This window comes from Streptomyces sp. NBC_00887 (assembly GCF_045207585.1).
Window position 1 is genome coordinate 2,930,812 of record NZ_CP108788.1, and the last position, 14,064, is coordinate 2,944,875.

At 70.3% G+C, this 14,064-nt stretch carries 12 protein-coding genes; 2 read left to right on the forward strand and 10 right to left on the reverse strand.

What is annotated here, in order from left to right:
* Window positions 1-9 precede the first annotated feature (9 nt).
* The 6 genes from OG844_RS13350 to OG844_RS13375 form a co-directional block, all read right to left on the reverse strand.
* Complete coding sequence (locus OG844_RS13350; protein ID WP_406390153.1) at window positions 10-849, reverse strand: SDR family oxidoreductase; 840 nt, start codon at window positions 847-849, stop codon at window positions 10-12.
* A 177-nt stretch (window positions 850-1,026) separates the two neighbouring features.
* Window positions 1,027-2,565 (reverse strand): gluconokinase, GntK/IdnK-type, encoded by a 1,539-nt coding sequence (locus OG844_RS13355; protein WP_406390155.1) that lies wholly within the window; start codon window positions 2,563-2,565, stop codon window positions 1,027-1,029.
* 122 nt (window positions 2,566-2,687) lie between these two features.
* Window positions 2,688-5,000: a SpoIIE family protein phosphatase gene (locus OG844_RS13360; protein ID WP_406390157.1), complete on the reverse strand. Its 2,313-nt coding sequence runs from the start codon at window positions 4,998-5,000 to the stop codon at window positions 2,688-2,690.
* A 152-nt stretch (window positions 5,001-5,152) separates the two neighbouring features.
* Complete coding sequence (locus tag OG844_RS13365) at window positions 5,153-6,733, reverse strand: GMC oxidoreductase (protein ID WP_406390159.1); 1,581 nt, start codon at window positions 6,731-6,733, stop codon at window positions 5,153-5,155.
* 165 nt (window positions 6,734-6,898) lie between these two features.
* Entirely contained in the window at window positions 6,899-7,837 is a 939-nt protein-coding gene (locus OG844_RS13370; RefSeq protein ID WP_406396110.1) for a cyclase family protein, read from the reverse strand.
* 70 nt (window positions 7,838-7,907) lie between these two features.
* Window positions 7,908-9,347 (reverse strand): dihydrolipoyl dehydrogenase family protein, encoded by a 1,440-nt coding sequence (locus OG844_RS13375; RefSeq protein ID WP_406390161.1) that lies wholly within the window; start codon window positions 9,345-9,347, stop codon window positions 7,908-7,910.
* A gap of 115 nt (window positions 9,348-9,462) precedes the next feature.
* On the opposite strand from OG844_RS13375, the gene trxA reads away from it, so the two are divergent.
* On the forward strand, window positions 9,463-9,843 hold the full coding sequence (gene trxA, locus OG844_RS13380; protein WP_329204989.1) for a thioredoxin: 381 nt from the start codon (window positions 9,463-9,465) through the stop codon (window positions 9,841-9,843).
* A 135-nt stretch (window positions 9,844-9,978) separates the two neighbouring features.
* On the opposite strand, the gene OG844_RS13385 is transcribed toward trxA, so the two are convergent.
* From OG844_RS13385 to OG844_RS13395, 3 genes are all read right to left on the reverse strand, one after another.
* On the reverse strand, window positions 9,979-10,341 hold the full coding sequence (locus OG844_RS13385; RefSeq protein WP_406390163.1) for a hypothetical protein: 363 nt from the start codon (window positions 10,339-10,341) through the stop codon (window positions 9,979-9,981).
* Window positions 10,342-10,401: 60 nt separating this feature from the next.
* Entirely contained in the window at window positions 10,402-11,430 is a 1,029-nt protein-coding gene (locus OG844_RS13390) for a LacI family DNA-binding transcriptional regulator (RefSeq protein ID WP_406390165.1), read from the reverse strand.
* 83 nt (window positions 11,431-11,513) lie between these two features.
* Entirely contained in the window at window positions 11,514-12,632 is a 1,119-nt protein-coding gene (locus OG844_RS13395; RefSeq protein WP_406390167.1) for a glycosyl hydrolase family 18 protein, read from the reverse strand.
* A gap of 71 nt (window positions 12,633-12,703) precedes the next feature.
* On the opposite strand from OG844_RS13395, the gene OG844_RS13400 reads away from it, so the two are divergent.
* Window positions 12,704-13,171: a type II toxin-antitoxin system PemK/MazF family toxin gene (locus tag OG844_RS13400; RefSeq protein WP_406390170.1), complete on the forward strand. Its 468-nt coding sequence runs from the start codon at window positions 12,704-12,706 to the stop codon at window positions 13,169-13,171.
* Here the strand turns inward: OG844_RS13400 and OG844_RS13405 are convergent.
* A complete protein-coding gene (locus tag OG844_RS13405; RefSeq protein ID WP_406390172.1) occupies window positions 13,156-13,992 on the reverse strand; it encodes a TIGR02452 family protein in 837 nt (278 codons plus the stop codon). The two genes, OG844_RS13400 and OG844_RS13405, sit on opposite strands and share 16 nt — an antisense overlap.
* Window positions 13,993-14,064 lie beyond the last annotated feature (72 nt).

The window sequence follows — 14,064 nt, forward strand, 5'->3', positions numbered from 1 at the left end:
CGAAAGAGGTCAGCCGCCGGTTGCGAACCCGGGGAAGAGCGTCATCCCGCCGTCGACGTAGAGGGTCGTCCCCACGACGTAGTCCATGAGGTCCGAGGCGAGAAGGACAGCCGCGTGGGCGATGTCCTCGGGTTCCCCGATGCGGTCGTAGGGGATCAGACGCAGGAGGTCCTCCTGGGCCGCCGGTGTCTCCCAGGCACTGCGATTGATGGGGGTCTTGATCGCTCCGGGGGCGACGGCGTTCACCCGGATCTTCTCCGGTGCGAGCTCCTGGGCCAGGGTCTGCATCATCATCTGCACGCCTCCCTTGGAGGAGGCGTAGTTGACGTGCCCTGCCCAGGGGATGATCTGGTGGACCGAGCTCATGCAGATGATCTTCCCGGCCGCCCGGGAGACCTCCGGCATCACTCCGCGCCGACGGAACTCCTTGGCCGCCTCCCGCGCGCACAGGAACTGGCCCGTGAGGTTGACGTCGAGGACCTTCTGCCACTGGGCGAGCGTCATGTCGGTGAATTTGGCGTCACGCTGCAGACCGGCATTGGCGACCAGGATGTCCAGTGTCCCGAATTCCTGGACCGCCCGGTCCAGCATCGCGGTCACCTGGTTCTCCTGCGACACATCGGCCTCGTGGGCCACCGCGCGGACCCCGAGCGAGGTGATCTCCTCGACCACTTGCTCGGCGGCGTCGCGCCCGCTCACGTAGTTGACCACCACGTTGGCACCGGCCCGGCCGAGTCCGATGGCGGTGGCCTTGCCGATGCCCGAGTTGGCGCCGGTCACCAGTGCCGTCTGGCCGCCGAGCAGGTTGGCCGGCAGAGCACCCCGCGATGTCTGGACGTGGGAATCCATGATGCCCTGTCTCCTCGCTGCGCCGCTCCTGGGTCTGCCGGGCCGCTGCCCGGCAGGCGGGATCAGGCAATCACCGGACGAGCGCGGCGGCAGCCCTGGCGTGCTGCGGTTGGGCCATCGGACGGAGCGGCTTCCCCCGGTCGGCTCAGCCGCGGAGCCCGCACTCGGCTCATGGGCTCAGGAGGGTGGCCGCCGCCAAGCCTCGAGGCCCCATCGGAGCACATGGGTGTCGCCCCGCTGCAGTACGTCGGCGCCGAAGCCGCTTCGAAAGGCATCCGGAGGGCAGGACATGGGCTCCACCGCGACGCCCCGACGGCGTTCGGTCTCCGGCAGCGTGTCGCCCGTGTAGATCTGCACGTACCGAACGCCTTCGCCGAGCCTGACAGCCACTCCGTGATCGCCTGAAGGGTGGGCCAGCCGTACGACGGCCACGTCGCCGTCGACGCGGTCGAGGCCGAAGGCGGTGTCCAGCTGCAGGGAGCCGATGGGGCGAGCCGTACGGAAGTCGAAGTCCGATCCTGCGACAGGCTCCTGGCCGATGGGCAGGCCCCGGTCGTCGGTGAGGATGCGGTCCCGTGCGGGCACGGTCAGCACAACCGTGTCGACCGGGCCTGTGCCGAGTGTCAGATACGGATGCTGGCCCACGCCGTAGGGAGCGGGCCCGTCCTCCACATTGGTCGCGGAGACCACGACATCGAGGCCGGCGGGCCCCAGCCGGTACTCGGCGGTCACGTCCAGCAGAAAGGGATAGCCCGGCTGCGGACGGAGTACGGTACCCAGCCGCAGCGACTCCTCGCTCCGGGCCTGCAACTGCCACGGGACCCAGCGGAGGAGGCCGTGGATCGCGTTTCCCTTTTCGGGCTCGGTGAGCGGGAGTTGCAGGTCAGCGCCTTCGAAGTGGTAGCGGCCGCCGCCGATGCGGTTGGGCCAGGGGACGAGCAGTTGCCCCCTGCCACCGGTGATGGGGGCGTCGGACGCGAAGCCGTCCAGCAGGGCCCGGCCGTCCGCCTCGTAGTGGCGCAGGGCGGCGCCCAGTTGGACCACGACGGCTTTCTGTCCCTTCCACGACAGGGTCCACTGTTCACCTGTCGGGCTGACAGGGGTCCCTGCGGTCGGGGCAACGGGTTCCGCGGCGCCCCCGTGGGGTGCCCCGCCGGGTGCGGGGGCGTGGTGCAGCAGCGAGGTCAGCGCGGCGACGATCTCCGGCGGCGGCTGATCGATCTCCACCACCAGTGGACGCTCGTCCGGTTGCGGTTCTTCGAAGTCGGCGATCTGACTCTCCAGCAGGCTCGCCGGGAAGAAGTGGCCTCGCCTGCCGGACAGCCGGGAGCGGATCAGCTCCGGTGTGCCATGCAGGTACACCAGGCGCACTTCGGGCCTCCCGGACAGAAGCCGGTCGCGGTAGGCACGCTTGAGACCGGAGCAGGTGACGACCGCCGGCTGGTCCGCGGCGATCTCGTGGTCCAGCCATGCGGAGATGGCATCCAGCCAGGGCTCGCGATCGGCGTCCGTGAGCGCCTGACCGGCTGCCATCCGGGCTCGGGCGGTCGCGGAGTGGAAGTCGTCCGCGTCCCGGTAGGACCAGCCGAGCCGCTCGGCGAGCAGCCGGCCCACGGTGCTCTTGCCGGAGCCCGACATGCCGACGACCAGGACCAGGGAGGTCGACGGTCCGCGGTCCTCGTCGTGGGCGGCGGCCGCCGGCGTCTCTCTCGTCATGGAGGATCCTCCGCGTCACGGACGTCCCTCGAGGGGACCTGTGCCTCCAATCTCGGCCACCCGGCCAGGAGGCGCATCTCGGGTGGGAGGAGACGGAATGGCCCCTGGGGGAAGACGTTCCGCTACACCTGGGCAGGTGGTGCCGACGGGGGCATCTCCTGCTCGGTCCAGATCGTCTTGCCCTCGCTCGTGAATCGTGCGCCCCACCGCTGTGCGAGTTCGGCACAGATGAACAGTCCGCGGCCCCCCTCGTCCGTGGCCTGTGCGTGGCGCAGGTGCGGCGCGACGAGGCTTGAGTCGCTCACTTCGCACGTCAGGGTCGGGCCGTTGATGAGGCGCAGTTCGAGCGGGGGCCTGCCGTAGCGGATGGCGTTGGTGGCGAGTTCACTCACGATGAGTTCCGTACCGAAGGTGAGTTCGTCGAGGCTCCAGCCGGCCAGCCGCCGACGGGCCCATTCACGTGCGGTGGCCACGGCAGCGGGATCCGCCGCCAGTTCCCACGTGGCCACCCGGTCGGCCTCGAGGGCCTGAGCGCGGACGAGCAGCAGGATGGCGTCGGTGTCGTACCCCTCGGGAGCGGCTTTCCGGACCATCTCTTCGCACAGCGTGTCCAGTGAGCGGCCGGTGTCGGCGAGGATCTCCTGGAGTTCCTCCCGCCGGGCAACGGCACGGGGATCTTCCTGCGGCAGGAAGGCTTCGGTGTGGAGCCCGATGATGCTCCCCTCGCTCAGGTCGAACGAGGTGGAGGCAAACACCGCGCCGTCCGTGCCTGTGCCGAGAGGCGGAGCTTGGGGAATATCAGGGATGACCGTGTCCTCGGCACCGGGGTGGGCGATCAGCGGGGGCGGGTGACCCGCGAGGGCGATCGTGCATCTGAGAGTCAGTGGGTCGTAGATGCCGTACAGGCACCCAGCGGTCAACTCCTCTTCGCACGAGGCGTGTACGGGGCCGGGGGCGGATCGCTCGGCGGCAAGGCGCGCGACCGTGTCGTTCAGCCGGGCCAGCAACTCGTCGCATTCGAGATCCAGCGAGGACAGGGTCTGGATGGCCGTCCGAATCTGCCCCATGGCTATGGTCGCCTGGATTCCCGCCCCCGAGACACGGCCGACCGTGAAGGCAACACGCGCGCCGGAGAGCGGGATGACGTCGAACCAACCGCCGCCCACCGCTCCCGGCCTGAGGAAGTGGGCCGTTTCCAGGGCGACACGGCCTGGAGGGCCTTGCGGGAGTAGATGACGCTGCAGCGTGAGGGCGATGGTGTGCTCACGGGTGTAGCGCCTGGCGTTGTCGATGTGCAGTGCCATGCGTACGGCCAGGTCCAGAGCCAGGTCGAGATCCTTCTGCTCGAAGACCGAACGCCCTGTGGACCGGTGGAGACTCAGCGTCCCGAGCACTCCACCCCTCAGCGCCAGCGGAGTGATGATGGCGGAATGGGCCTCGGACGGACGGGTGGCAGGGGCCGGGGGGTGGACGATGAGTCGGGGCCGCAGGTCGGTGAGTGACTGCGACCAGGCCGTCGGGAAGCGGAGCGGCTCCAGGTCCGGGTCCTCCGACGAAGGAACGGGCGCCACGGCGGCGAAGGCCATGCGCCGTAGAGGCACCTCAGGGGACACCGGCGCGACCGGTGGCTCGTTCCCGCGGATGACCGGGTCGAGAAGGTGTACCTCGGCGTTGTCCGCGAAGGCGGGTACCAGGACGCGAACGAGTTCCGCACAGGTGGTGTCCATGTCCAGGGTGCGGCCCACGTCTTCGCGTACAGCGTTGAGGATCTGAGTGCGCGACAGGGCCTGTTCACGTTCGGTGACGTCGAGCACGGAGCTCGCGACGCCGAGCACCTGTCCGTCGGGGTCCTGGAGCGGAAACACCGAAACCTCGTACAGATGCTCCCGGTCCGGGTCACTGGGCGGGTTGACTCCCAGGATCCTGTCGATCGCGGGCTCTCCGGTGGTCAGTACGGCTCGCACCATCGCCACCGTCGCTTCCGGGCTCGACAGGCGGAATACCTCGTCCAGCCGACGCCCGACCAGACGGTGGGCGGGGATCCCACTGACACCACTGCCTGCCGTGTTCACCCGGAGAATCCGCAAGTGCGGGTCCGCGATCTGCATCCCTACGGGGGACAAAGTGAACAGCGCCTTCAGCAGAGCCTTTCCGAGCGGGTCTTCGTCCTCTCCGAGCTCTGCCCGGTAGACACCCCAGGCGTGGGAGCCGTCCTCGCGGACCACGGGCCGGATCAGCAGCCCGTCCACCCCCGCACGGCTGACGATCGACCACGGATTCTCGTCGGCCGACCCCGCCGTGGCGGGGAGCAGCTCCCAGACGGGCCGGCCCACCGCTTCCGGCGTCGCACGGCCGAATGCCTCTTCGGCCTCCTGGGTCCACTCGAGTACGGTTCCCGACACGTCCACGACCAGCAGCGCGTCGTCGGATGCCATTGGACGGATCGCCTCCGGTTCTCCCCCGACGGTCCCGCCCGGCCACAGGTCTGTGCCGGCACGCTCACTTTCCCTCCCAGGTTGCGTCCCTCCCAGTAAATCCGCACGTCGGCATGGCATGGGGCCCCGGGCCACGCCGAATACCGCCCCCGTCAGCCCAGCCGGGCGGCGATGTGGTCGCCGACCCGCAGAGCGTTGGCGATGGCGGTCAGTGACGGGTTCACCGCGCCGATGCTGGGGAAGAAGCTGGTGTCCACGACGTAGAGGTTGTCGAGGTCGTGGGCCTTGCAATTGATGTCGAGGGCCGAGCTCCGCGGGTCGTCGCCGAACCGCACGGTGCCGGCCTGGTGCGCGGTGGCGCCGATGGGCATGCCCTTGTGCAGGTAGATGCTGTGGTCCAGCAGATGGTGCTCGTGCATGCCCAGGTGCCCGAGCATGCCCCGCAGCTTGTGCTGGAGGCGCTTCAGCCCGGCGATGTTGTTCTTCTCGTCGAGGGCCAGGTGAATGGCGTCGTCCTTGTCGAGGGTCACCCTGCTCTCGGGCAGGGGGAGGTCCTCCCCGCACAGCCAGAAGTCGACGGCGTGGTGCGCCAGCACCTCGAAGGGCATGTCGGGCATGACCGCGCCGGCCCAGCGCGGTGCCTCGCCGTGGATCTGGTCGGCGTCGGACTTGCCGAGCATCTGGATGCCGCCGAGCGGATACTCCCAGTCGTCCGCGCCCAGGTACCAGTCGTTCAGCGCCAGTGTCTTCTGGAACTTGGTGGGGTTCGGTTCCTTCGACACCGCCATCAGCGCCAGGTTGTTGTGCCGCATGTAGTGGCGCCCGACCACGCCCGAACTGTTGGCCAGGCCCGCAGGGTGCTTGTCGTTGGCCGAACGCAGCAGCAGGACGGCGGAGTTGACCGCGCCCGCGGCGACCACCACGATGTCGGCGCTGAATTCCTCGGTCGTACCGTCCTTGAGTTCGGCGACGACTCCGGTGACCGTGCGTCCGGTCGGGTCGGTCTCCAGGCGCCGGACATCGGCATGGGTCACCATCGTGACGTTGTCGTACGTGAGCGCCGGGTCCACGCAGATCACCTGCGCGTCGGACTTCGCGCCCACCAGGCAGGGGAAGCCGTCGACCCTGTCACAGCGGATGCAGACGCTGTCGTGGGCGGCCCGGCCGTTCTCGTCCTGGGTGAGGTTCACGCCGATGGGCAGGTGGAAGGGGTGCAGGCCGACCCTCTCCAGATCGTCGCTGAGCTGCTGGATGCGGGCCTCGTGCTCCACCGGCGGGTACGCGTACTGGGCACTGGCGGGGCCTGCGGTGGGGTCCTCGCCGTGGCGGCCGTGCACGAGGTAGAGGTGCTCGGCCTCGGTGTAGTACGGCTCCAGGTCCTCGTAACGGATCGGCCAGGCCGGAGAGATGCCGTCGTGGTGACGCAGCTCCCCGAAGTCCTCGGGCCTGAGCCGGAAGAGTGCGGCGCCGTAGAACTTGGTGTTGCCCCCGACGTAGTAGTTGACCTCCGGCGGGAACTGCTTGCCGTGCTTGTCGTACCAGAACTCGGGCGCACGGTACTTGCCCTTGACGAAGACGGCGGTGGAGTCCCAGTTGTCCCGCTCCCGGGGGAGGTAGCCGCCGCGCTCAAGGATCAGGACCCGCTTGCCGGTGGGCGCCAGCCGGTGCGCGAGCGTACCGCCACCCGCTCCCGTACCGATGATGATGACGTCGTAGTGCTGATCGTCGGCCATGAGAGGGTCCCGTTCTAGGAGTCATCGGCTGTCCTGGCCGTAGCGCCGCGCCCGTCCCGGGGTCTCTGGACCATGCCGCACTGGACAGGAATTCCCGCAATGGGGATATTCACCACCACATCAGAAACTATCGGGTGGGTCAGGTGGCGGCGACCCGAGGAGCTTTCAGAGGACTGCGATCGGGTTCACCGGTGAGCCGGTCGCATGCGGCAGCCTCAGCGGGGCGATCACGCAGAGGAACGACCAGCGTCCCTCCGCCTCGCAGACCGGTGCCAGGTCCTCGAACTGCAGGTAGTCCAGCAGATGAATGCCCATGGCGTGGATCGCCAGCACATGCACCGGGAAGTCGACCCCCTCGGTGGAACTCGGGGCGGTGTCGTTGTTCCCGTCACCGCCGAGCACGGCCACCTTGCGGTCCGCAAGGAACTGCATCGCGGTCGGATGGAGGCCGGCGCGTCCATGTGCCGCGTCCCACGGTCCGAGCTCGGCGCGGCGTCGGCGGTGCCCGACCCGGACGAACAGGAGGTCGCCCTCGCCCACGCGGACGTCCTGTGCGGTCTCGGCCGTGGTGAGGTCGTCGGCGGTCACGTGATCACCCGGTTCGAGCCACGGCACGCCGCGCAGACGCGGGATGTCCAGGAGCACGCCGCGACCGACGATCCCGTCGCGGGCCGCCGCGATGGAGAGGGCCGTCGCCCCGCTCGCCGTGACGCTGCTCGCGGCCACGCCGCCGTGCAGTGTGCCGTCGTAGATCACGTGGCAGAGGGCGTCGATGTGGCTGTCGGCGTCGCCGTGCACGTTCATCGCGAAGCTGTCCCTCGCGAAGTGGAGACCGCGCGAAGTGTCTTCCTCCTGCGGCCCGCTCATCCGGTGCTTCGCGGGTTCCGGGTTGTCCGGGCCCGGCAGGGTGTCCACCGGCGCGGCGAGCGTGACCGTTTGGCCGCTCCGTACCTCCCGCGTGGCCGCCACCACCAGGGCAGGAGTCACGGCGTCCAGAGCGCCTCTGCCACCCGCGGCCCAGGAGGCGCGGGAGCGCAGGCGCCGGTACAGCACGCCGAACTCGTCCTCGGTCAGCCGTGGCGGTCCGTCCGGGCGGTCGCCCATCGGGCCGGGGTCGGCGTCGGGAGGACGGCGATTCATGGCTGCTCCGGAGTCTCGGCGGACAGGGCCGTACTCAACTGCGGTACGCCTCCAGCAGGCGCAGCCAGATCTCACTGATCGTCGGGTAGGCGGGGACCGCGTGCCACAGCCGGTCGATGGGAACCTCGCCGGCGACGGCGATCGTCGCGGAGTGCAGGAGCTCACCGATGCCCGGTCCGACGAAGGTGACCCCGAGCAGGATCTCGCGGTCCAGATCGACGACCATCCGCGCGCGGCCCTTGTACCCCGTGGCGTACAGGCCCGAACCGGCGACCGCGGCCAGGTCGTGGTCGACGGCCCGTACCCGGTGGCCGGCCGCTTCCGCCTCCGCGAGGGTGAGGCCGACCGAGGAGGCCTCCGGGTCGGTGAAGACGACCTGGGGGACCGCGGCGTGGTCGGCGGTCGCCGCGTGCGCACCCCACCGGTCCGTCTCCAGCAGCGGTGTCCTCTGTGCGCGGGCCGCGATCGCGGCTCCCGCGATACGGGCCTGGTACTTGCCCTGGTGCGTCAGCAGCGCGCGGTGGTTGACGTCGCCGACCGCGTACAGCCAGTCGCTGCCCTCGACCAGGCAGCTGTCGTCAACGGCGAGCCAGGAGCCGGGCTTCTGACCCACCGTGTCCAGGCCGAGGTCGTCGGTGCGCGGGGCCCGGCCGGTGGCGAACAGGATCTCGTCGGTCTCCAGTTCTTCCCCGTTGTCCAGTTCGACGGTCACGGGGCCGTCCTTGCCCGCCCTCCGCGCGGCGGTGGCCGACACTCCGGTGAGGATCCGGGCGCCTGCTTCGGTCAGCGCCTCGGCGACCAGTTCACCCGCGAACGGCTCCATCTTGGGGAGCAGCCTCCGGCCGCGGATCAGCATCGTCACCTGGGAGCCGAGCCCCTGCCAGACGGTGGCCATCTCGACGCCGACCACTCCGCCTCCGACGACCACGAGGCGGCCGGGCACCTCCTTGGCGCTGGTCGCCTCGCGGCTGGTCCAGGGGCGGACGTCCGCGATGCCGGGCAGCGCGGGAACCACGGCCCTGCTGCCGGTGCACACGGCGACGGCGTGCCGGGCTGTGAGCTGCTTCTGCGTACCGTCGGGGGCGGTCACGGAAACGGTCCGGGTTCCGGTCAGCCGGCCCTTGCCCCGGTAGATGTGCGCGCCGATGCCCTCCAGCCACGCGACCTGGCCGTCGTCCTTCCAGTGGGAGGTCATCCCGTCTCGGTGGGCGAGGACGGCGTCCGCGTCGAGCGGACCCTCCACAGCGGCGCTGAGCCCCGGGACGCGGCGCGCGTCCGCGCGGGCGACGACCGGGCGGAGCAGCGCCTTGCTCGGCATACAGGCCCAGTAGGAACATTCACCGCCGATGAGTTCGGACTCGACAACGGCCGTGCTCAGCCCGGCGGCCCGGGTGCGGTCGGCCACGTTCTCCCCCACGGGACCGGCTCCGATCACCACGACGTCGTACTCGGTGTTCTCCCCAGCATCAGTCATGAGGACAGTCTGGTCGTGGGTGTGCGCCGCTGCCACATGGGCAGGCGGAATAGGGAAAGCGACGTCACCGTTGTGCCGGACAGGTCCGAACGGGCAGAGGAAGAGGTAGCAGAGTATGAGCACCGTAGAGCTCACCAAGGAAAACTTCGATCAGGTCGTGACCGACAACGACTTCCTACTGATCGACTTCTGGGCTTCCTGGTGCGGTCCGTGCAAGCAGTTCGCTCCGGTCTACGACTCGGCGTCCGAGCGCCACCCCGACCTGGTCTTCGCCAAGGTCGACACGGAGGCGCAGCAGGAACTGGCAGCGGCCTTCGAGATCCGGTCCATTCCCACTCTGATGATCGTCCGGGACAACGTGGCGGTCTTCTCCCAGCCCGGAGCACTCCCCGAGGCCGCCCTCGAGGACGTCATCGGGCAGGCGCGGAAGCTGGACATGGACGAGGTACGCAAGTCCGTCGAGGAGCAGAAGCAGGCCCAGCAGGAGCAGCCGTAGTCCCTGCGGCCCTGCGGCGGACGTGATGAGGGCCCGGCCGGTGCGGCCGGGCCCTCACGCATGGGCGGGCCCGCGGGCTCCTAGGGGGACTGCGGGCCGGGCCGTCCTGGGGGCCGCGGCGCGGCGAGCAGCTGCTCAGCGGTCCCCGGTCTCGTCCGTGGGCTCGGCGGTCCCCTCCCCCGTCCCGGCCTCCTCCGTACGTTCGGCGGTCTCCGCCGCCGTCTCCCCCGTCCCCGTTGCGCCCCTCCGTTCCGCGATCCGGACCGTGAGGCCGTAGTCCAGTTCCGCTCCGTCCACCAGCAGGGCCTCCACGGTGCGCGTCGCCGGGTCGATGTCCGCCTCCATGCCGTCCCCCGCGTAGCGCGGATAGCCCGACGCCCCCGTGTCCCCCGTGGCCGCCACGACCGCGGAGCGAATGGCGGCACCGGGCGTGGGGGCGCCGGCGGACTCCTTGAATTCCGGGACCAGCAGGATCTCGTAGCTCTGCGGATGGCTCATGCCGAAGACGCTAGACATCTGCCGTCGGCTGCGCACGTCGTGACACCGCTCACGACCCGTTCAGCTGGAATCACGTGGCACGGAGCGGGCCCGCAGCAGGTCGTGACGCTCGCGCGCACCGCCGGGGTGCTGGACGAGGCGGTCGATCATCTCCGCGAGCGGCTGTGCGGTCGCCAGTTCCATCCTGACGCTGCTGAGACGGGGCCGCAGGAGCCTGCCGAGCATCAGGTCGTCTGCACCGATGACGGCCGTCTCCGAGGGCACCTGGACTCCGGCGTCCTGCAACGCCCTCATCAGGAGCATGGCGTATTCGTCGTTGTACGCGAAGACGGCGTCCAGGCCGAGTGTCCGCCACCGTTCGGCCAGCTCCCCGGCCGACTCCTCCTCGTACCGCAGCGGCAGCGGCTGGATCCGGGCATCGGTCCCGGACTCCTCCACGGCACGGAGCGCGCCGGCCAGCCGTGGTTCGGAGAACACCGCGAGACCGGGGTCCTGGGGCATGACCACCCCGATCCGGCGGCGGCCGCGGGACAGCAGGTGCGTGGCCGCGCAGCCGCCGACCTGGCGCTGGTCCATGACGAGTGCGTGGGCGCCGTCCACGGGCTGCGGTCCGAGCGTGATCACCGCCTTGGCGCCGGAACGGGTGAGCACCCCTATGCCCTGCGGGGTGAGGGTGATGCCGCCCGGCGAGACGACCGCGACGGGGCGGAGCTCCGCCCACGCCCTGACCGCCTCGTCGGCGTCGAGGCCGACGCTGCCGTACTGCACGACGGTGTAGTCGAGGCGGCGCAGATCCGTCTGGAGATCCTGGTAGAAGCGCTGGTGGAGTGGTCCGGCAGGCACGTGCGCGGCGGCCAGCAGGACCATCCTGGTGTGTCCGGCGCGCAGGCTGCGGGCAGCCGCGTGCGGGACGTAGCCGAGGTCTGAGGCCGCTTCCCTGACCCGTCGGCGGGTGGGTTCGCTGATCCGTACGGTCGAGTTGTTGTTCAGTACGTAGGACACGGTGGCCCGGGAGACTCCGGCGAGGCGCGCCACATCGGCGCTGGTCGGTACGGAGGTGTCGGCGGGCGCTTCGGGTAACTGGCTCATGGCGTCGGGCAGTCTTCCAGACCCGCCTGTCCCGCCGGTGGACCGGGGGCACCCGGGCCACCGGCGGGGCGGGGCGGCCGGGTTCACCCGCCGGCGAGTACCGGCCACAGCTCGGGGTCCTCGAAATTGAGTGCCCACAGCACGGTGTTCGTGACGAGGTGCCGCCGCAGCACCGGCAGATGCGTGGCGACGCCGCGGGCGTCCTGGTACCAGACCTCACGGCGCTCCGAGCCGTCCTCGTAGGTGAAGTACGGCGTTCCCGAGACCTCGTCGAGCCGGTAGGGCGCGCCCTGTTGCTTGCGCAGCGCCTCGGCCTCCTTCCAGGTGACGTGCCTCGTCGCGGACGTGCTGTCGCTGTCCGCGGGCCAGTCCCAGCCGTAGGCGGGGAGCCCCATCTCGAGTTTGGCCACCGGGACGAGGGCGGTGGCGCGGGTGAGGATGTCCTCGTACCAGCGTGTGTCGGCGAGCGGGCCGGGGTCGCCGCCCGACCAGTGGAGGTTGTAGCCCATGATCCGGATCCGGTCGGCGACGCGTCCGAGGGCCGCGTAGTCCCAGATGCGGCCGGTGGTCGCGGTCTTGGGGAACACGGTGATCACACATTGCTTGCCGAGGTCCTGGAGCCGCCGGCAGAGATCGGTCGCGAGCGCGGTGAATCCGTCGCGTACGGCGGCGTACGTGGCGTCGCCCGTGGCGGCGATGGATTCGTAGTCCAGGTCGAGGCCGTCGTAGTCGCGGGTGGCGACGGTGCGCATCAGCGCGTCGGCGTGCTCGGTGCGCCGGGCGGGGCTGGTGAGGATCGCCGCGAGGACGCCGGACTCCATCGTCTCCATGACCGTGGGGACGACCTTCGCTCCGGCGCGGTGCAGTCCGTCGATGATCCGCCGTTCGCCCGCGCCGGGGTGCGCGTCGATCCGGCCCGCCGATACGGCCTCGTACCAGAACGGGCTCACCGTGTGCAGTTGGTCGGCGTGGAGGAGGGCGTCCTGGTACGCGCCTTCCTGGTCCCAGTAGGGCAGCCACGCAGAGACCGTGCGGGGAAGCGGTGCCGCGGGGCCGCCTGACAACCCCTCGGCCGCGGTCGGTGGCGGATCGGGGACCGGGGCTGACGCCGTGGCAGAAGTCGTGGGCAGCAGGGTCGCTGCGAGGAGCCCGGCGACCGCGACGGCGCGGGCCAGGCGTGCGGTGAGGACGGAGGCGATCATGAGGTCGAGCCTGAACCCGGTTTCACGGACCCGCTCCACGGATTGGGCCGTTCAGGTTCTACGGTGTTGCGATGACGTTCCAGCACACCAACTACAGCAGTGACAGTTCCTCCGACTTCCCCGGACGCAGTGGCCCGGCCGCCACTGCGGAGGCCGACCCACGCGACGTGGGACCGGTCCGCACCTCCTACGCGCCGAACCGTGACGGCGATCCCGACCCCGGAGAGATCGTCTGGACGTGGGTGCCGTTCGAGGAGAACGACGGGCGGGGCAAGGACCGGCCGGTTCTGGTCGTGGCCCGGGAGCAGGAGGGCACGCTGCTCGCCGTGCAGTTGTCCAGCAAGCAGCACGACAGGGATCACGAGTGGGTCGCCCTGGGCGCCGGCCCGTGGGACAGCTCGGGACGGCCGTCCTGGGTCGATCTGGACCGGGTGCTGAGGGTCGACGAGGACGGCATGCGCCGTGAGGCGTGCGCTCTGGACCGGGCCAGGTTCGACCTGGTCGTGGTGCGGCTGCGGGAGCGCTACGGCTGGAGCTGACCGGCGAACACCCGGGTGAAGGCCGCCCGGATCCGGGATTCGGGACTGCGGTCCAGGATGCCGAAGACGATCTGTTCGAAGTGGCCCGCGAACCGTCCGCCGTCGGCGAGAAGGGCGCGGAAGGCGCCCGCCACCTCGGCCGGGTCGTTCTGGAAGACCCCACACCCCCAGGCCCCGAGGACCAGCCTGCGGTAGCCGCGGACGGCGGCCACTTCGAGCACCCGTTCGGCGCGGCTCGCTAGCGCGGCCGGGATGCGGTGGGCCTCCGCGGGAGTCTGCCTGCGGATCACTCCGGCGTTGGGTGCGGGTGAGGTCAGGAAGCCCACGGTGTAGGGGGTGTCGAGGAGCCTCCCCCGGTCGTCACGGAAGACCGGCACGCCCGGTGAGTGAATGACCCGGTCGGTGTAGAAGGCGCTGCGTTCCTCGCGGTGGTGGGCGTAGTACTCGGGGGCGCGCAGCAGCGTGGCATGGAGCGCGGAGCCACGGCACAGGGCCTCTTCCTGGGCCTGTGCCCCGTTCAGGTAGCCGCCCCCCGGATTGCGGGCGGAGGCGTAGTTCAGGACGGCGACCCTGGCCGTCGATCCGGCGGTCATCCTGTGGGCCGCCTGCAGACTGCTCTCGTCGGTGACCTCGAAGGACGGGGTGCGGTCGGTGTCCAGGACGGCGACCGGCACCGGCTCCGGGCCGTACAGCCTGGTGCCGGACAGTGCGGCCGTCAAGGCACGCTCGATGCTCACCGCGCGCCCGTCGGGCGCGCGGTAGCGCCCGGCCGTGACAATGGCCTCGGTATCTCGCGCGATGCCGCGCAGTCGTGCGCTCATGGGCGCGCCCCCGTGTGGTGCATACGGGGCATGCTGGACGCCCGGGCGGCATGGACGCAACCGGTTTTCCGT